The organism is Pseudomonas sp. FW305-3-2-15-C-LB1, assembly GCF_058787615.1.
Genome location: NZ_JBYSZX010000024.1, coordinates 35,419 through 52,490, shown reverse-complemented (window position 1 = coordinate 52,490; position 17,072 = coordinate 35,419). Strand labels below are relative to the sequence as shown.

19 protein-coding genes, 1 tRNA gene and 1 pseudogene are annotated in these 17,072 nt (G+C 59.8%); 18 read left to right on the top strand and 3 right to left on the bottom strand.

All coding sequences use genetic code 11. From position 1 onward, the window contains the following. Positions 1–74 precede the first annotated feature (74 nt). A pseudogene (locus AC3WP7_RS28410) lies at positions 75–956 on the bottom strand (DUF927 domain-containing protein); the annotation flags it as partial. A gap of 384 nt (positions 957–1,340) precedes the next feature. On the opposite strand from AC3WP7_RS28410, the gene AC3WP7_RS28405 reads away from it, so the two are divergent. After that, positions 1,341–1,649 (top strand): DUF3077 domain-containing protein, encoded by a 309-nt coding sequence (locus AC3WP7_RS28405; RefSeq protein ID WP_092249230.1) that lies wholly within the window; start codon positions 1,341–1,343, stop codon positions 1,647–1,649. A 164-nt stretch (positions 1,650–1,813) separates the two neighbouring features. Here AC3WP7_RS28405 and AC3WP7_RS28400 read toward each other — a convergent pair. Then, positions 1,814–1,898, bottom strand: a tRNA-Leu gene (locus AC3WP7_RS28400). 108 nt (positions 1,899–2,006) lie between these two features. Between AC3WP7_RS28400 and queA the strand changes: the two genes are divergently transcribed. The 6 genes from queA (at position 2,007) to AC3WP7_RS28370 (ending at position 8,083) form a co-directional block, all read left to right on the top strand. Then, positions 2,007–3,056: a tRNA preQ1(34) S-adenosylmethionine ribosyltransferase-isomerase QueA gene (queA, locus tag AC3WP7_RS28395; protein ID WP_102591900.1), complete on the top strand. Its 1,050-nt coding sequence runs from the start codon at positions 2,007–2,009 to the stop codon at positions 3,054–3,056. Positions 3,057–3,061: 5 nt separating this feature from the next. Further along, entirely contained in the window at positions 3,062–4,177 is a 1,116-nt protein-coding gene (gene tgt / locus AC3WP7_RS28390; RefSeq protein WP_003175976.1) for a tRNA guanosine(34) transglycosylase Tgt, read from the top strand. Between the two features lie 43 nt (positions 4,178–4,220). Next, positions 4,221–4,559: a preprotein translocase subunit YajC gene (gene yajC, locus AC3WP7_RS28385; RefSeq protein WP_003175975.1), complete on the top strand. Its 339-nt coding sequence runs from the start codon at positions 4,221–4,223 to the stop codon at positions 4,557–4,559. Between the two features lie 62 nt (positions 4,560–4,621). Then, positions 4,622–6,493, top strand: a complete 1,872-nt coding sequence (gene secD / locus AC3WP7_RS28380; RefSeq protein WP_058423382.1) for a protein translocase subunit SecD — start codon at positions 4,622–4,624, stop codon at positions 6,491–6,493. A 9-nt stretch (positions 6,494–6,502) separates the two neighbouring features. Continuing rightward, positions 6,503–7,417: a protein translocase subunit SecF gene (secF, locus tag AC3WP7_RS28375; RefSeq protein ID WP_058423381.1), complete on the top strand. Its 915-nt coding sequence runs from the start codon at positions 6,503–6,505 to the stop codon at positions 7,415–7,417. Positions 7,418–7,540: 123 nt separating this feature from the next. Continuing rightward, positions 7,541–8,083, top strand: coding sequence for a glycine zipper 2TM domain-containing protein (locus tag AC3WP7_RS28370; protein WP_092249227.1), 543 nt, complete (start codon positions 7,541–7,543; stop codon positions 8,081–8,083). Between the two features lie 52 nt (positions 8,084–8,135). On the opposite strand, the gene suhB is transcribed toward AC3WP7_RS28370, so the two are convergent. After that, positions 8,136–8,951, bottom strand: coding sequence for a type III secretion system regulator SuhB (gene suhB, locus AC3WP7_RS28365; RefSeq protein ID WP_003175971.1), 816 nt, complete (start codon positions 8,949–8,951; stop codon positions 8,136–8,138). 145 nt (positions 8,952–9,096) lie between these two features. On the opposite strand from suhB, the gene trmJ reads away from it, so the two are divergent. The 11 genes from trmJ to ndk all read left to right on the top strand — a co-directional run bounded on the left by trmJ (position 9,097) and on the right by ndk (position 17,055). Then, a complete protein-coding gene (gene trmJ, locus AC3WP7_RS28360; protein WP_092249224.1) occupies positions 9,097–9,867 on the top strand; it encodes a tRNA (cytosine(32)/uridine(32)-2'-O)-methyltransferase TrmJ in 771 nt (256 codons plus the stop codon). Positions 9,868–9,869: 2 nt separating this feature from the next. After that, a complete protein-coding gene (gene cysE, locus AC3WP7_RS28355) occupies positions 9,870–10,652 on the top strand; it encodes a serine O-acetyltransferase (RefSeq protein WP_058423379.1) in 783 nt (260 codons plus the stop codon). A 285-nt stretch (positions 10,653–10,937) separates the two neighbouring features. Then, entirely contained in the window at positions 10,938–11,429 is a 492-nt protein-coding gene (iscR, locus tag AC3WP7_RS28350; protein ID WP_003194020.1) for a Fe-S cluster assembly transcriptional regulator IscR, read from the top strand. A 50-nt stretch (positions 11,430–11,479) separates the two neighbouring features. Continuing rightward, positions 11,480–12,694: an IscS subfamily cysteine desulfurase gene (locus tag AC3WP7_RS28345; RefSeq protein WP_058423378.1), complete on the top strand. Its 1,215-nt coding sequence runs from the start codon at positions 11,480–11,482 to the stop codon at positions 12,692–12,694. A 99-nt stretch (positions 12,695–12,793) separates the two neighbouring features. Further along, positions 12,794–13,180 (top strand): Fe-S cluster assembly scaffold IscU, encoded by a 387-nt coding sequence (gene iscU, locus AC3WP7_RS28340; protein ID WP_028617851.1) that lies wholly within the window; start codon positions 12,794–12,796, stop codon positions 13,178–13,180. A 28-nt stretch (positions 13,181–13,208) separates the two neighbouring features. Continuing rightward, positions 13,209–13,532: an iron-sulfur cluster assembly protein IscA gene (gene iscA / locus AC3WP7_RS28335; RefSeq protein WP_003175963.1), complete on the top strand. Its 324-nt coding sequence runs from the start codon at positions 13,209–13,211 to the stop codon at positions 13,530–13,532. An 8-nt stretch (positions 13,533–13,540) separates the two neighbouring features. After that, positions 13,541–14,062, top strand: coding sequence for a co-chaperone HscB (hscB, locus tag AC3WP7_RS28330; protein ID WP_028617850.1), 522 nt, complete (start codon positions 13,541–13,543; stop codon positions 14,060–14,062). Between the two features lie 53 nt (positions 14,063–14,115). Then, on the top strand, positions 14,116–15,978 hold the full coding sequence (hscA, locus tag AC3WP7_RS28325) for a Fe-S protein assembly chaperone HscA (RefSeq protein WP_092249218.1): 1,863 nt from the start codon (positions 14,116–14,118) through the stop codon (positions 15,976–15,978). A gap of 3 nt (positions 15,979–15,981) precedes the next feature. Continuing rightward, positions 15,982–16,323: an ISC system 2Fe-2S type ferredoxin gene (gene fdx / locus AC3WP7_RS28320; protein WP_003175958.1), complete on the top strand. Its 342-nt coding sequence runs from the start codon at positions 15,982–15,984 to the stop codon at positions 16,321–16,323. A gap of 14 nt (positions 16,324–16,337) precedes the next feature. Then, on the top strand, positions 16,338–16,538 hold the full coding sequence (gene iscX, locus AC3WP7_RS28315) for a Fe-S cluster assembly protein IscX (RefSeq protein ID WP_016977667.1): 201 nt from the start codon (positions 16,338–16,340) through the stop codon (positions 16,536–16,538). A gap of 91 nt (positions 16,539–16,629) precedes the next feature. Next, positions 16,630–17,055, top strand: coding sequence for a nucleoside-diphosphate kinase (gene ndk, locus AC3WP7_RS28310; protein ID WP_003175956.1), 426 nt, complete (start codon positions 16,630–16,632; stop codon positions 17,053–17,055). The last annotated feature ends 17 nt before the right edge of the window (positions 17,056–17,072 follow it).

Genomic DNA, 17,072 nt, shown 5'->3' with positions numbered 1-17,072 from the left:
TTTTGTCCCACACCGGCACATGTGGCTCGATGTCCTTTTCCTCCAACATCCAGGCCAGCATCGACGCGGTACCGTAACCCGGGCAGGCGAATCAAGCTGTACGCCTTTCCGTCGGTTCCCGGCTCGAGCACGCCCCGTTGCAGCAGCTCCTTGTTCACCGCACTGATATTCATGCCCTTGAAGATTTCAGCCCTCCAGGCTTCCGGCAGCACGTAGTAGGTGTTGGTGGTGTGCAGTGCGTCCCCCATGCCGTGTTCCAGGGTCTTGCGAAAGCCCAGCCGATCAATCGTGCGTGGGCCGTGTTCATCGATTTTTGCGGCAGCAGATTCCCAGCGGGTAAAGCGGCTTTCTCCAAACCGCTCAATGACCTGTCTCAGCCGCGCCAAAATCGCATCACCCTCGAAATTTCCGGCGCCGCCATGCTCGGCCAGCCACGCATGCAGACACACGCGCGCGGCGGTCGTGGCTGTGCCGTCAGGCCAGCCGGTGACGCCGAAAGCGGTGGCCAACTCTCCGGCCGCTGCTGCGAGGCCAAAGCGAAGGGCTGCACGCTGGGCCTGTCCACTGGCCGATGCGGGTAGGTTTTGTGTGATGAACTGCTCCACCGTGCGGCGAACGATCACCGACCATCTGAGCATTTCTCCAGGCGCGCACAGTGCGTGCAGGAAGGCGGTGAGGGGTGTGCCGTAGTATTTGGCTACACGGACCTTGAGCGCATCGGAGAGGGCAGCAGCGTCCTCAAAACCGTTCAGCTCATCGAACATGCCGAGGCCTTTGCTCTTGTCAGCTGGCAGGGCGAGCATGCGAACTTCCATACCGGCTTTCAGCTCTTTGTTGACGTCTGCCATGTGCTGCGCCAACGTCTTCTCGCCCGTAGAGAGAAACAGCAAGCGCCACGCCTGCACGTAAGCGGGGTTTGTGCACGACTTTCCTCTTCCTAACGCCCGCAACCCTCCAGACTGGCCGCCGGAAATCTCTCGCCACAGATACTAACTTTCATCTCCAGGCGCTCCTGAGCTACTTTTTCTCCGTCGCTTCCAACCCAGCGACCGGACTTGAGAATCCGAGAAACAATAGGCGCATAGGCGCAACCATCCATTAGACTGTTGGCGCTTTTTTGTGCCCGCATGTCTGTGTCATGGTGGCTATGCGTGGGAGACCTTCGGGTCTGCCGGGTTCCTATTGTCCCGGTTTCTCAGCCCGCGCATAGCTGCCACCCATTCGCATGAGAAACGAACGTGGTAGCTCTCTACATTAGGAGCTTGAGCAATGAGCGTTTCTGATAGGTCGTACCCTCGCAATCCCACAACCCACACCTCCGCCCACTTGGGAGGTGCCCAATGATCAACCCACCTCTCAACAAAACCCTCGGCGTCATCACCTTCTCCAACTGCGGCAAACAGCCCAGCCTCCACCACCTATTCCGCGTCAATTCCGGCGTACCCATTCGCGATGCCCTTGAGCATGCCTCCGAGCTTCTCCATTGTTCAAAAATGCTGGCATTGGATGCAGCCATGGACAAAGGCGCAGATCGCTATGCCTGGGCGGCGCATTATTTGGGGGAGATGGCGAAGGCGGTGGTGGATGATTTGGCGAATGGGATGTTGCCGAATAGGGTGGCGGAGGAGGGGGATTCGGTTGAGGTATAGGCAGGTGGTTTGACGGTGTTGGGGCTGCCGCAATCGCAGGCAAGCCAGCTCCCACATTTGGACTGTGTTTCAGGTTGGAAGTGGGCGGTGGGGGATGAATCCGCTGGTGCCACTTTTCTACAGGCGAAAAAAAAGACCTTGAATTTCAAGGTCTTTTTTTAAGATGGTGCCCCGAGGGAGACTCGAACTCCCACTCCTTTCGAAAACGGATTTTGAATCCGCCGCGTCTACCAATTCCGCCATCAGGGCTCAATGGCGGCGAAGTATAGAGAGGTGATTACCGTTGGTCAATCACGTTTCATGGTCAATTTTGACTATTTCCGCTAGACTTCCCGGCCCTGCTAGACGAACCCCATCATGCGCGTTGCTGACTTTACTTTTGAGCTCCCTGATTCGCTGATCGCTCGCCACCCTTTGGCCGAGCGTCGCGCCAGTCGACTGCTGACCCTGGACGGGCTCAGCGGTGCCCTCGCACACCGTCAATTCACTGATTTGCTTGAGCATTTGCGCCCAGGCGACTTGATGGTGTTCAACAATACCCGGGTGATTCCGGCGCGGCTGTTTGGCCAGAAAGCCTCCGGCGGCAAGCTGGAAATCCTGGTGGAGCGGGTGCTGGACAGCCATCGCGTGCTGGCCCATGTGCGCTCCAGCAAGTCGCCGAAACCGGGCTCCAGCATCCTCATCGATGGCGGTGGCGAGGCCGAGATGGTCGCGCGCCATGATGCGCTGTTCGAGCTCAAGTTCGCCGAAGAGGTGTTGCCGCTGCTGGAACGTGTCGGCCATATGCCGTTGCCTCCTTATATAGACCGCCCCGACGAAGACTCGGACCGCGAGCGCTATCAGACGGTGTACTCCCAGCGCTTGGGCGCCGTCGCTGCACCGACTGCCGGGCTGCATTTCGACCAGCCGCTGCTGGATGCGATTGCGGCCAAGGGCGTCGAGACCGCCTATGTGACCCTGCACGTGGGGGCCGGGACGTTTCAGCCGGTGCGTGTGGATAACATCGAAGACCACCATATGCACAGCGAGTGGCTGGAAGTCAGCCAGGACGTCGTGGATGCCGTGGCTGCATGCAAGGCGCGTGGCGGGCGGGTGATCGCGGTGGGCACCACCAGCGTGCGCTCCCTGGAGAGTGCGGCGCGTGATGGCGTGCTCAAGCCGTTCAGCGGCGACACCGATATCTTTATCTACCCAGGCCGGCCGTTCCATGTGGTCGATTGCCTGGTCACCAACTTCCATTTGCCGGAATCCACGCTGTTGATGCTGGTGTCGGCATTTGCCGGTTATCCCGAGACCATGGCCGCATATCAAGCCGCCATCGACAATGGATACCGTTTTTTCAGCTACGGTGATGCGATGTTTATCACCCGTAACCCGGCGCCACGCGGCCCAGAGGAACAACTATGAGTCGTATGTCGTTTGAATTGCTCGCCACCGACGGTAAAGCCCGTCGTGGTCGCCTGACTTTCCCGCGCGGCACCGTCGAGACCCCGGCCTTCATGCCCGTGGGCACTTACGGCACCGTAAAAGGCATGCTGCCGCGTGACATCGTCGCCACCGGCGCCGAGATCATCCTCGGCAACACCTTCCACCTGTGGCTGCGCCCGGGCACGGAAGTGATCAAGAAGCACGGCGACCTGCATGACTTCATGAAGTGGCAAGGCCCGATCCTGACCGACTCGGGTGGTTTCCAGGTGTTCAGCCTGGGCGCCATGCGCAAGATCAAGGAGGAGGGCGTGACCTTCGCCTCGCCGGTGGACGGTTCCAAGGTGTTCATGGGCCCGGAAGAGTCGATGCAGGTGCAGCGTGACCTGGGTTCCGACATCGTGATGATTTTCGACGAATGCACGCCGTACCCGGCTGACGAAGACGTCGCGCGGATTTCCATGGAGTTGTCCCTGCGCTGGGCGCAGCGATCGAAGAATGCCCATGGCGACAACACCGCGGCGCTGTTCGGCATCGTCCAGGGCGGCATGCATGAAAGCCTGCGCAAACGCTCGCTCGAAGGCCTCGACAAGATCGGCTTTGACGGCCTGGCCATCGGCGGTCTGTCGGTGGGCGAGCCCAAGCACGAGATGATCAAGGTACTGGATTACCTGCCGGGCCTGATGCCGGCTGACAAACCTCGTTACCTTATGGGCGTTGGCAAACCGGAAGATCTCGTAGAGGGTGTGCGCCGCGGTGTGGACATGTTCGATTGCGTGATGCCAACCCGTAATGCCCGCAATGGGCATCTGTTCATCGATACAGGCGTGCTGAAGATCCGTAACGCGTTCCATCGCCATGATGATTCGCCGCTGGATCCCACCTGTGACTGCTACACCTGCCAGAACTTCTCCCGTGCTTATCTGCACCATCTGGACAAGTGCGGGGAAATGCTGGGTAGCATGTTGAATACCATCCACAATTTGCGTCACTACCAAGTCCTGATGGCTGGTTTGCGCGAGGCTATTCAACAGGGTACATTGGCCGCCTTCGTCGATGCCTTCTATGCCAAGCGCGGGCTCCCTGTGCCGCCCTTGGACTGAGTTTTCCGACCCTAAGATTCACTATTTGCAACTGGAGTGCTAAATGAGCTTTTTTATCTCTAACGCCATGGCTGATGCCGCTGCGCCTGCCGCTGCCGGTCCTATGGGCGGTGGTTTCGAGTGGATTTTCCTGGTCGGCTTCCTGGTCATCTTCTACCTGATGATCTGGCGTCCACAGGCCAAGCGCGCCAAAGAGCAGAAAAACCTGCTCGGCAGCCTGCAAAAAGGCGACGAAGTGGTGACCACTGGCGGTATCGCCGGCAAGATCACCAAGGTTTCCGATGCTTTTGTGGTCCTGGAAGTCTCCGACACCGTAGAAATGAAGTTCCAGAAGGGCGCCATCGCCGCCACGCTGCCAAAAGGCACGCTCAAAGCGATCTGAGTAACAACCTTTACCAATCGACGGGGCGCGCAAGGCGCCCCGCGTTATAAGCGGGCGGCGTGATGCTGAACAAATACCCTCTGTGGAAATACGTACTGATCCTGGCGGTGCTGGCGATCGGTTTTATTTATTCCGCTCCCAATCTTTATCCTGATGACCCGGCGATCCAGATCACTGGCGCCAGCACTTCGCTGCAGGTCAATCAGGCCGATCTGGACCGTGCGAGCAAAGCGCTCACCGACGCGGGTATCCAGGTCAAGGCGGCAACATTGGCGGCGGGTGCCAAAGGCGGCTTGTTGCGCCTGACCAAGGCAGAAGACCAATTGCCGGCCAAGGACGTCGTACGCAAGGCCATGGGTGATGACTATGTGGTCGCGCTCAACCTGGCACAGACCACCCCACAATGGCTGCGCAGCATTGGCGCGCACCCGATGAAGCTGGGCCTGGACTTGTCCGGTGGTGTGCACTTCCTGCTGGAAGTCGACATGGACAAAGCCCTCGACGCGCGCCTGAAAGTCTACGAAGGCGACGTGAAGAGCCTGCTGCGCAAAGAGAAGCTGCGCTATCGCAGCCTGCCGCAGTTCAACGGTGCCATCCAGCTGGGCTTCTCTGACGAAGCGTCCCGCGAGCAGGCCCGTGCGCTGGTGCGCAAGAACTTCAACGATTTCGACATCGTACCGGCCGACCTCAATGGTCAGCCTGTACTGCGCCTGGCGATGACGCCGGCCAAGATCGCGGAAATCCGTGAATACTCCATCAAGCAGAACTTGACCACGGTGCGTAACCGCGTCAACGAGCTGGGTGTGGCCGAGCCGATCGTCCAGCGCCAGGGCGCCAACCGCATCGTGGTTGAGCTGCCGGGCGTGCAGGACACGGCTGAAGCCAAGCGTATCCTGGGCAAGACCGCCAACCTGGAATTCCGTCTGGCGGCCGAGCCGGGTGCTACCCGCGCCACTGCCGAGGAGTTCGAGTTCCGCGAAGGCAATCGTCCTCCTGCACTGATTGAGCGTGGCTTGATCATCACCGGTGACCAGGTCACCGACGCCAAGGCCGGTTTCGACTCCCAGCACGGTACGCCTGAAGTGAACATCCGCCTGGATGGCCATGGCGGCGACCTGATGAGCCGCGCCACGCGCAGCAACGTCGGTCGCAGCATGGCGGTGATCTTCATCGAGCAGCGCCCTGTCACCACTTACACCAAGCAGATGGTCGACGGCGTCGAGAAGGACGTGCCGGTCCAGACCTTCAAGGAAGAGAAGAAGATCATCAGCCTGGCGACCATCCAGTCGCCGCTGGGTGCTCAATTCCGCATCACTGGCCTGAACGGCCAGGGTGAATCGTCTGAGCTGGCCCTGTTGCTGCGTGCCGGTGGCCTGGCGGCGCCGATGTACTTCGCTGAAGAACGTACCATCGGCCCGAGCCTGGGTGCCGACAACATCACCAAGGGTATCGACGCGGCGTTGTGGGGCATGCTGTTCGTGTCGCTGTTCATCATCGCCATCTACCGCTTCTTCGGCATCATCGCCACCGTGGCCCTGGCGGGCAACATGGTGATGCTGCTGGCCCTGATGTCGCTGCTGGGCGCTACACTGACCCTGCCAGGTATCGCCGGTATCGTACTCACCATGGGTATGGCGGTAGACGCCAACGTACTGATCTTCTCGCGGATCCGTGAAGAGATCGCGGCGGGGATGACCGTACAGCGTGCAATCAACGAAGGCTTCGGCCGGGCATTTACCGCGATTCTCGACTCCAACCTGACCACGTTGCTGGTCGGCGGGATTCTCTTTGCCATGGGCACTGGCCCGGTCAAAGGTTTTGCGGTGACCATGTCCCTCGGTATCTTTACCTCGATGTTCACGGCCATCATGGTGACCCGCGCAATGGTCAACCTGATCTTTGGCGGACGTGACTTCAAGAAGTTGTGGATTTAAGGGGCTGCCATGTTACGTACAATCAACTTCATGGGCGTTCGCAACATTGCGTTCGGCGTCACCGTGCTCCTTACCGTTCTGGCGTTGTTCAGCTGGTTCCATAAGGGCCTGAACTACGGTCTGGACTTTACCGGCGGTACGCTCATCGAGCTGACCTACGAGAAGCCTGCCGACGTTACCCTGGTGCGCAACGAGCTGGTCAAGGCCGGCTATCACGAAGCCATCGTGCAGAGCTTCGGTGCGACCACCGACCTGCTGGTGCGTATGCCGGGCGAAGACCCGCAACTGGGTCACCAGGTGGCCGAGGCCTTGCAGAAGGTCGGCGGCGACAACCCGGCGTCGGTCAAGCGCGTCGAGTTCGTCGGCCCGCAAGTGGGTGAAGAGCTGCGCGACCAGGGCGGCCTCGGCATGCTGATGGCGCTGGTCGGCATCATGATCTACCTGGCCTTCCGCTTTCAGTGGAAGTTCGGTGTTGGCGCGATTGTGTCGCTGATCCACGACGTGATCGTGACCGTGGGTATCCTGGCGTACTTCCAGGTGACCTTCGACCTGACCGTACTGGCGGCTGTACTGGCGATCATTGGTTACTCGCTCAACGACACCATCGTGGTATTCGACCGGGTTCGCGAGAACTTCCGCGTACTGCGCAAGGCGTCGCTGATCGAGAACATCAACATCTCCACCACCCAGACCCTGTTGCGCACCATGGCGACCTCGATCTCCACGTTGCTGGCGATTGCGGCGCTGATGATCTTTGGCGGCGACAACCTGTGGGGCTTCTCACTGGCACTGTTCATCGGCGTACTGGCGGGTACCTATTCGTCGATCTACATCGCCAACGTGGTGCTGATCTGGCTGAACCTCAACAGCGAAGACCTGATCCCTCCGACCAGCACTGGCAAGGAGGTCGACGACCGTCCTTGATGGGCGCTTGTTGATCCGCTGTTACAAAAAAGGCACGAGTATTGAACTCGTGCCTTTTTTTTTGCTCCAAGGCTGGGTATAGCGCGGATCTTTCGATCCGTTTGTGATGGTCAGGAGGTTCACGTGAACAAGTCGTTACTGGTTGGTGCGGTATTGGGTGCTGTCGGTGTGACTGCCGGGGGTGCTGTTGCCACCTACAGCCTGGTAAAAAGCGGCCCTGAGTATGCGCAAGTGCTGGCAGTGCAGCCGGTGAAAACCCAGATAAAAACCCCGCGCGAGGTCTGCAAGGACGTCGCCGTGACCCGGCAGAAGCCGGTGCAGGATCAGCATCAGATCGTCGGCACTGTGGTAGGTGCACTGGCCGGTGGCCTGCTCGGCAACCAGGTCGGTGGCGGTAATGGCAAGAAGCTGGCTACGGTAGCCGGTGCGGTGGGTGGCGGTTACGCCGGTAACAAGGTTCAGGAAGGTATGCAGAACCGCGATACCTACACCACCACGCAAACCCGCTGTAACACCGTCAACGACATCAGCGACAAGGTGGTCGGCTATGACGTGCGTTACAACCTGGATGGCAAGGAAGGCACCGTGCGTATGGATCGTGATCCAGGTGGCCAGATCCCGGTCGACAAAGAAGGTCGTCTGATCCTGGGTCAGAACCAGCAGTAATCCCAGGCACAAAAAAAAGCACCCCTCGGGGTGCTTTTTTGTGCTCGCTCGCTTAACGCTTCAGCGAAGCCGGCAGGTGCGGCTGGATCGCCGTCAGTACTGCCTTGAAGCATTTGGTGTTGCCGGCAACCACGTGGCCTTTTTCAAGGAAGTCGTGGCCACCGGTGAAGTCGCTCACCAAGCCGCCTGCTTCCTGGATCAGCAGAGCGCCTGCCGCCATGTCCCACTCGGACAGGCCCGACTCCCAGAACGCATCAAAACGACCGGCGGCCACATAAGCCAGGTCCAGGCTTGCTGCGCCAGCGCGGCGAATACCAGCGGTCTGGCCAACCAGGGCGCGGAACATGCCCAGGTAGTTTTCCAGGTTGTCCATCTGGTCGTCACGGAACGGGAAGCCGGTACCCAGCAGGGCGCCGTCCAGACTGGTGCGGCCGCTGACGCGCAGGCGACGACCGTTCAACTGGGCGCCACGGCCACGGCTGGCGGTGAATTCTTCCTGGCGGACTGGGTCGAGTACAACGGCGTGTTCCAGGCGGCCACGGTATTTGCACGCGATGCTCACGGCAAAGTGTGGGATGCCGCGCAGGAAGTTGGTGGTGCCATCCAGTGGGTCGATGATCCACAGGTAGTCTTCGCCTTCACCGCTGCCTTTGTGCAGGCCGGTTTCTTCACCGAGGATGCCGTGGGTAGGGTAGGCCTTGCGCAGGGCGTCGATGATTTTCTGTTCGGCGGCGCGATCAACCTCGGATACGTAATCCTTGGCGTCTTTTTCGTCGACCTTGATGGTATCCAGGCGCTCGATGGAGCGGAAGATCAATTCACTGGCGCTGCGGGCGGCGCGCAGCGCGATATTCAGCATGGGCTGCATGGATGTGTCACCTAAGGTTGTTAAAGAAAGCCGAGCATTCTAGCAGAAACTTTCTTCAGGTGAAGGACGACGTTAGCTTTCATGGCATAACCTTAGGCTGTTCTGTAAGATTTGCTCCCCTTTCCCGTGTCCGAGAGCGCCTCCCTTGCTGCAAAACATTCGTGTCGTCCTGGTCAATACCAGTCATCCCGGCAACATCGGCGGGGTGGCGCGAGCCATGAAAAACATGGGGCTGACGCGCCTGGTGCTGGTCGACCCGCGCGTGTTCCCGCATCACGAGGCCGATGCCCGTGCATCCGGCGCCAATGACCTGCTTGAAAAAGCCCAGGTCGTCGCCACCTTGGAAGACGCCTTGGTCGGCTGCAACCTGGTACTTGGCACCAGCGCCCGTGACCGTCGCATCCCCTGGCCACTGCTGGATCCGCGTGAGTGCGGCACCAAGGTGGTGGAAGAGGCCGCTGGCGGCGCTGAAATCGCCTTGGTGTTTGGTCGTGAAGACTCCGGCCTCACCAATGAAGAGCTGCAGCGATGTCATTACCACGTGCACATCCCATCAGACCCCGAGTTCAGCTCGCTGAACCTCGGGGCAGCGGTGCAGGTGTTGACTTACGAAGTGCGCATGGCCTGGCTGGCCGCTGCTGGCCAGCCGAGCAAGGTAGAGAAGGACGAGGTTGCCTCGACCAAAAGTGGCGAACTGGCCACCATGGACGAGCTGGAACGGTTTTATGAGCACCTGGAGCAAACCCTGGTGGCCATCGAATTCCTCGATCCGGAAAAACCACGGCACTTGATGGCGCGCCTGCGTCGCCTTTACGGACGCAGCTCGGTCAGCCGGGCGGAAATGAATATATTGCGTGGCATCCTCACGGAAACCCAGAAAGCGGCCCGTGGCGAGCTTCTAAAGCGGAAGGATTAAAAATGTTCGAGCGTCTGCGAGAAGATATCCAGAGTGTTTTCCACCGTGACCCGGCGGCGCGCAACGCCTTTGAAGTGCTGACCTGCTACCCGGGCATGCATGCGATCTGGATTCACCGCCTGTCCGGCGCCTTGTGGGGCATGGGCTGGAAATGGCTGGCGCGGCTGGTGTCGAACTTCGGCCGTTGGTTGACCGGGATCGAGATTCACCCGGGCGCCAAAGTCGGGCGCCGTTTCTTTATCGACCATGGCATGGGCATCGTGATTGGCGAGACCGCCGAAATTGGTGATGACGTCACCCTTTATCAGGGCGTGACCCTGGGCGGCACCAGCTGGAACAAAGGCAAGCGCCACCCGACGCTGGGTGATGGCGTGGTGGTGGGGGCGGGCGCCAAGGTGCTCGGTCCGTTCACTGTCGGGGCGGGCGCCAAGGTCGGTTCCAATGCTGTCGTGACCAAGGCCGTGCCTCCGGGAGCGACCGTAGTCGGTATTCCAGGCCGGATCATCGTCAAGCCGGAAGCCGGCGACGAGCAGGAGGCCAAGCGCAAGGCCATGGCCGAGAAGATCGGTTTCGATGCTTATGGTGTCAGCGAGGACATGCCGGACCCGGTGGCGCGTGCGATCGGCCAGTTGCTCGACCATCTGCAGGCGGTGGACGGCAAGTTGGAGGGTATGTGCGGTGCGCTGAAGGATCTGGGCAGCCCTTACTGTGCGAAAGATCTGCCTGAGTTGCGCGAAGAAGACTTCGCCGAGATCAAGGACGAGGCTGCGTCCAAGGCCGGCTGAGACCTTTCTGTGGGAGGGGGCTTGCCCCCGATAACAATGTGTCATTCACCACTTTCGTGGCTGGTACACCGCTATCGGGAGCATGCTCCCTCCCACATTTTGGTCTCCGTTGATCCAGCGATCTCCATCCGCCCCTGTTCTCGCTGTTCGTCGTCGACCCATCCTGCTATGATTCGCGCGCCCTTTTTACGGGTAATCCTGACTAAAGTACTAGGTCTTATAGTTGACTTAAATACTCGGGAATCGCATACTTGCTCCCATTCTGAAACACCTTGGTACTTGTCCATGAGACTGACTACAAAAGGCCGATACGCGGTGACCGCCATGCTCGACTTGGCTTTGCACGCGCAAACTGGGCCGGTGTCCCTGGCCGATATCTCTGAGCGCCAAGGCATTTCCCTGTCCTACCTCGAGCAACTGTTCGCCAAATTGCGTCGCAGCAACCTGGTTTCCAGTGTGCGTGGGCCGGGTGGTGGCTATCAGTTGTCCCGCGACATGCAGGGCATTCAGGTCGCCCAGGTGATCGACGCGGTCAACGAATCCGTCGACGCCACCAAATGCCAGGGGCTGGGTGATTGCCACGCCGGCGACACCTGCCTCACGCACCACTTGTGGTGTGACTTGAGCCTGCAGATCCATGAGTTTTTGAGTGGTATCAGCTTGGCTGATCTTGTGACTCGCCGTGAGGTGCAAGAAGTAGCCCAGCGTCAGGACCAGCGCCGTTGCAACACCAAGGCGCCGCGTCTGGACAAGATCGAAGCGTCCGCCGTCGAGTGACAGCCGAAGAGCTAACGGCGCGCCAGCCAGCCTGATTTAGGAGAAAGTCCATGAAATTGCCGATTTACCTTGATTACTCAGCGACCACCCCGGTTGATCCGCGTGTCGCGCAAAAGATGAGCGAATGCCTGCTGGTTGACGGAAACTTCGGCAACCCGGCCTCCCGTTCCCACGTGTTCGGCTGGAAGGCCGAGGAAGCGGTCGAGAACGCTCGTCGCCAGGTGGCTGACCTGGTGGGTGCAGACCCGCGTGAAATCGTCTGGACCTCCGGTGCCACCGAGTCCGACAACCTGGCTATCAAGGGCGCGGCGCATTTCTACGCGACCAAAGGCAAGCACCTGATCACCACCAAGATTGAGCACAAGGCTGTCCTCGACACCATGCGCCAACTGGAGCGTGAAGGTTTCGAGGTCACCTACCTCGAGCCGACCACCGACGGTATCGTCACCCCGGCCATGATCGAAGCCGCGCTGCGTGAAGACACCATCCTGGTTTCCGTGATCCACGTGAACAACGAAATCGGCACCATCAACGACATCGCGGCCATCGGCGAGCTGACCCGTTCCAAGGGCATCCTGCTGCACGTCGACGCTGCACAGTCCACCGGCAAGGTCGACATCGACCTGTCGAAACTGAAAGTCGACCTGATGTCGTTCTCGGCCCACAAGACCTACGGCCCCAAAGGCATCGGCGCCCTGTACGTGAGCCGCAAGCCACGTGTGCGCATCGAAGCCACCATGCACGGCGGCGGTCACGAGCGCGGCATGCGTTCGGGCACCCTGGCGACCCACCAGATCGTCGGCATGGGCGAAGCCTTCCGCGTGGCCAAGGAAGACATGGCTGCCGAAAACGTGCGCATCAAAGCGCTCAGCGACCGCTTCTACAAGCAGGTCGAAGGCCTTGAAGAGCTGTACATCAACGGCAGCATGACCGCCCGCGTACCGCACAACCTGAATTTGAGCTTCAACTACGTCGAAGGCGAGTCGCTGATCATGGCGCTCAAGGACCTGGCGGTTTCGTCCGGTTCGGCCTGCACTTCCGCGTCCCTTGAGCCTTCGTACGTACTGCGCGCCCTGGGCCGCAACGACGAACTGGCACACAGCTCGATCCGCTTTACGTTCGGCCGTTTCACCACCGAAGAGCAAGTCGACTACGCCGCGCAGAAAGTCTGCGAAGCCGTCAACAAGCTGCGCGTCCTGTCGCCGCTGTGGGACATGTACAAAGACGGTGTCGATATTTCCAAGATCGAGTGGGCGGCACACTAACTATAGAAGCCGCCACCCCAGCTCTGTAGGAACGTGGCGGAAAACGCAGGCGTTTCTACAGGGTTCCAGAGCGGCCCTGATGAGTGAGGATTCAGTACCATGGCTTACAGCGAAAAGGTCATCGACCACTACGAAAACCCGCGCAACGTCGGCAAGATGGACGCGGAAGATCCTGATGTCGGCACCGGCATGGTCGGCGCTCCGGCGTGCGGCGATGTGATGCGCCTGCAGATCAAGGTCAACGACGCTGGCGTTATCGAAGACGCCAAGTTCAAGACCTACGGTTGCGGTTCGGCTATCGCCTCCAGCTCCCTGGCGACCGAATGGATGAAAGGCAAGACCCTGGATGAGGCTGTCACTATCAGCAACACCCAGCTGGCCGAAGAGCTGGCCCTGCCGCCCGTGAAAATCCACTGCTCGGTACTCGCAGAAGACGCCATCAAGGCGGCCGTTCGCGACTACAAGCAGAAGAAAGGCTTGATCTAAGCATTTGGCGACGAGTAAGGAGTCAACGATGGCTATCAGCATGACAGAAGCGGCTGCGCAGCACATTCGCCGCTCCCTGAATGGGCGCGGTAAAGGTGAGGGGATTCGTCTGGGTGTTCGCACCACGGGCTGTTCCGGCCTTGCCTACGTGCTGGAGTTTGTCGACGAGGTGGTTGCGGAAGACCAGGTGTTCGAAAGTCACGGCGAGAAAGTGATTATCGACCCCAAGAGCCTGACCTACCTGGACGGCACCGAACTCGATTTCGTCAAGGAAGGGTTGAACGAAGGCTTCAAGTTCAACAACCCCAACGTACGCGGTGAATGTGGCTGCGGCGAAAGCTTCAACATCTGAGGCTATTCGTGGGTACTCCTTGTCATTTCGCTTTATTCGAGCTGCAGCCGAGCTTTCGGCTTGACCTTGAGCAGCTTGCCACGCGCTACCGAGAACTGGCGCGTGGCGTGCACCCGGACCGCTTCGCTGACGCTTCCGAGCGTGAGCAGCGCCTGGCGCTGGAGCAATCGGCCAGCCTCAACGAAGCCTATCAGACGCTCAAAAGCCCCCCGAAACGCGCGCGCTACCTGCTCGCGATGAACGGTGGCGAGTTGCCGCTGGAAGTGACCGTGCATGATCCGGACTTCCTGATGCAGCAGATGCAGTGGCGCGAAGAACTCGAAGACTTGCAGGACGAGGCCGATCTGGCTGGTGTTGCAGTCTTCAAGCGTCGTCTGAAAACCGCCCAGGATGAGCTCAACGAAAGCTTCGCAGCCTGTTGGGATGATGCAGCGCAACGTGAGCAGGCCGAACGCCTGATGCGGCGCATGCAGTTCCTCGACAAGCTCACCTACGAAGTGCGCCAGCTAGAAGAGCGCCTCGACGATTAACCCCGTGTGCTGCCCGTGATGCACGCCTGATAGACAGATAAGACCTGATTACCATGGCCCTACTGCAAATCGCCGAACCCGGCCAAAGCCCTCAACCGCACCAGCGTCGCCTGGCGGTCGGGATTGACCTGGGCACCACCAATTCCCTGGTTGCTGCCTTGCGCAGCGGCCTGTCCGAGCCGCTGCCGGACGCTGATGGCCAGGTGATCCTGCCCTCTGCCGTGCGCTATCACGTTGATCGTACCGAAGTGGGTGAGTCGGCCAAGCTGGCGGCGTCTTCCGACCCTTTGAATACCGTGCTGTCGGTCAAGCGCTTGATGGGTCGTGGTCTGTCCGACGTCAAGCAATTGGGCGACCAGTTGCCGTACCGCTTTGTCGGTGGCGAATCCCATATGCCGTTCATCGACACCGTCCAAGGCCCGAAAAGCCCTGTGGAAGTCTCGGCCGATATCCTCAAGGTACTGCGTCAGCGCGCGGAAAAGACCCTGGGCGGCGAACTGGTCGGCGCGGTGATCACCGTTCCCGCTTATTTCGATGATGCCCAGCGCCAAGCTACCAAGGATGCGGCCAAACTTGCCGGCCTGAACGTGCTGCGCCTGCTCAATGAGCCGACCGCTGCAGCCGTGGCCTATGGCCTGGACCAGCATGCCGAAGGCCTGGTTGCCATTTACGACCTGGGCGGTGGCACCTTTGATATATCGATTTTGCGCCTGACCGGCGGCGTCTTCGAAGTGCTGGCCACTGGTGGCGACAGCGCCCTGGGCGGCGACGACTTCGACCACGCCATTGCGGGTTGGATCATCGCCAGCGCCGGCTTGTCTGCCGACCTGGACCCGGGCGCGCAGCGCAACCTGCTGCAGACCGCTTGCGCGGCCAAGGAAGCGCTGACCAATGCGGCAAGCGTTGAAGTTTCCTACGGCACTTGGTCAGCTCAGCTGACCCGCGAAGCCTTCGATGCGCTGATCGAGCCTATGGTCGCCCGCAGCCTGAAAGCCTGCCGCCGTGCCGTACGTGATTCCGGTATCGAACTGGAGGACGTGGGTGCAGTGGTCATGGTCGGTGGTTCCACCCGCGTACCACGCGTGCGTGAAGCCGTCGCCGAAGCCTTTGGCCGCCAGCCGCTGACTGAAATCGACCCGGACCAGGTGGTCGCCATCGGCGCCGCGATCCAGGCAGACACCCTGGCCGGTAACAAGCGCGATGGTGGCGAACTGCTGCTGCTCGACGTGATCCCGCTGTCCTTGGGGCTGGAAACCATGGGGGGGCTGATGGAGAAGGTGATACCACGCAACACCACCATCCCCGTCGCCCGTGCCCAGGATTTCACCACTTACAAAGATGGCCAGACGGCCATGATGATCCATGTGCTGCAAGGCGAGCGCGAGTTGATCAGTGACTGCCGCTCCCTGGCGCGCTTCGAATTGCGCGGCATTCCGGCGATGGTGGCTGGCGCGGCAAAGATTCGCGTGACCTTCCAGGTCGACGCCGACGGCCTGCTCAACGTCGCTGCGCGTGAGTTGGGTTCGGGCGTTGAAGCCAGCATCCAGGTCAAGCCGTCCTACGGCCTGACCGACGGAGAAATCGCCAAGATGCTCAAGGACTCGTTCCAGTATGCCGGTGACGACAAGGTCGCTCGCGTGCTGCGCGAGCAACAAGTGGATGCCCAGCGCCTGCTCGAAGCGGTGCAGGGTGCCCTTGATGCCGACGGCGAGCGCCTGCTGGATGCCGAAGAGCGCATGGTCATTGACCTGCAGATGCAGGAACTGGCCGAGCTGATGAAAGGCAACGATGGCTACGCCATCGAGCAACAGACCAAGCGCCTGTCGCAAGTGACAGATGCCTTTGCCGCCCGCCGCATGGATCAGACGGTGAAAGCCGCACTGGCCGGGCGCAACCTGAATGAAATCGAGGAATAATCAATGCCGCAGGTCATTTTTCTGCCACACGCCGAGCATTGCCCGGACGGTATGGTCGTGGAGGCTGAGACCGGCAAGTCCATCCTCGAAGTTGCCCATGACAACCACATCGAGATCGAAAGTGCCTGCGGCGGTGTCTGCGCCTGCACCACCTGTCACTGCATCATCCGCGAGGGTTTCAATTCCCTGGAAGAAGCAGACGAGCTGGAAGAAGACTTTCTTGACCGTGCCTGGGGCCTGGAAGCGACTTCTCGCCTAAGCTGTCAGGCAAAGGTCGGTACGGAAGACATCACCGTCGAAATCCCGAAATATTCCCTCAACCATGCAGCCGAAGCGCCGCATTGATTCAAGGAAGTGTCATGAGTCTTAAATGGGTTGATGTGCAAGAGATCGCTATCCTGTTGGCCGACGCCAACCCGGATCTGGATCCTTACTCCCTGAACTTTGTAGCTTTGCGTGACATGGTCATGGCGCTGCCAGGGTTCGAAGATGAGCGTGATCGCGGTGGTGAGAAGGTCCTGGAGGCTATCCAGACTGCCTGGAAAGAAGAACAGGACTGACGCCTCCCTTACGCAGTTAGGCAATACCCAATAACCCGCGTATAATTCGCGGGTTTAATTTTTCGTAAATTACCGTTTCTGGAGTTACACCATGGCTGTTCAACGTACTTTCTCCATCATCAAGCCTGACGCTGTTGCAAAAAACGTCATCGGCGAGATCACCACTCGTTTCGAAAAAGCCGGCCTGAAGGTTGTAGCTTCGAAACTCAAGCAACTGTCCAAGGCTGAAGCTGAAGGCTTCTACGCTGAGCACAGCGCTCGTGGCTTCTTCGGCGACCTGGTTGCCTTCATGATCTCCGGTCCTGTTGTTGTTCAGGTTCTGGAAGGCGAAAACGCTATCGCTCTGAACCGTGAGCTGATGGGCGCTACCAACCCTAAAGAAGCCGCTGCCGGCACCATCCGTGCTGACTTCGCCGAGTCCATCGACGCCAACGCTGTACACGGTTCGGACTCCGAAGCCGCTGCTGCTCGCGAAATCTCGTACTTCTTCGCCGCTACTGAAGTAACCGCTCGCTAAGCATCGGCTTAAAGAGT

What these genes read in the sequence shown, in the direction of transcription:
- tgt (WP_003175976.1), top strand. Translation starts at nt 3,062, where the DNA reads ATGTCGTTTGAATTGCTCGCCACCGACGGTAAAGCCCGTCGTGGTCGC.
- AC3WP7_RS28405 (WP_092249230.1), top strand. Translation starts at nt 1,341, where the DNA reads ATGATCAACCCACCTCTCAACAAAACCCTCGGCGTCATCACCTTCTCC.
- AC3WP7_RS28345 (WP_058423378.1), top strand. Translation starts at nt 11,480, where the DNA reads ATGAAATTGCCGATTTACCTTGATTACTCAGCGACCACCCCGGTTGAT.
- cysE (WP_058423379.1), top strand. Translation starts at nt 9,870, where the DNA reads ATGTTCGAGCGTCTGCGAGAAGATATCCAGAGTGTTTTCCACCGTGAC.
- iscX (WP_016977667.1), top strand. Translation starts at nt 16,338, where the DNA reads ATGAGTCTTAAATGGGTTGATGTGCAAGAGATCGCTATCCTGTTGGCC.
- iscR (WP_003194020.1), top strand. Translation starts at nt 10,938, where the DNA reads ATGAGACTGACTACAAAAGGCCGATACGCGGTGACCGCCATGCTCGAC.
- iscA (WP_003175963.1), top strand. Translation starts at nt 13,209, where the DNA reads ATGGCTATCAGCATGACAGAAGCGGCTGCGCAGCACATTCGCCGCTCC.
- hscA (WP_092249218.1), top strand. Translation starts at nt 14,116, where the DNA reads ATGGCCCTACTGCAAATCGCCGAACCCGGCCAAAGCCCTCAACCGCAC.
- secD (WP_058423382.1), top strand. Translation starts at nt 4,622, where the DNA reads ATGCTGAACAAATACCCTCTGTGGAAATACGTACTGATCCTGGCGGTG.
- secF (WP_058423381.1), top strand. Translation starts at nt 6,503, where the DNA reads ATGTTACGTACAATCAACTTCATGGGCGTTCGCAACATTGCGTTCGGC.
- yajC (WP_003175975.1), top strand. Translation starts at nt 4,221, where the DNA reads ATGAGCTTTTTTATCTCTAACGCCATGGCTGATGCCGCTGCGCCTGCC.
- queA (WP_102591900.1), top strand. Translation starts at nt 2,007, where the DNA reads ATGCGCGTTGCTGACTTTACTTTTGAGCTCCCTGATTCGCTGATCGCT.
- iscU (WP_028617851.1), top strand. Translation starts at nt 12,794, where the DNA reads ATGGCTTACAGCGAAAAGGTCATCGACCACTACGAAAACCCGCGCAAC.
- suhB (WP_003175971.1), bottom strand. Translation starts at nt 8,951, where the DNA reads ATGCAGCCCATGCTGAATATCGCGCTGCGCGCCGCCCGCAGCGCCAGT.
- fdx (WP_003175958.1), top strand. Translation starts at nt 15,982, where the DNA reads ATGCCGCAGGTCATTTTTCTGCCACACGCCGAGCATTGCCCGGACGGT.
- ndk (WP_003175956.1), top strand. Translation starts at nt 16,630, where the DNA reads ATGGCTGTTCAACGTACTTTCTCCATCATCAAGCCTGACGCTGTTGCA.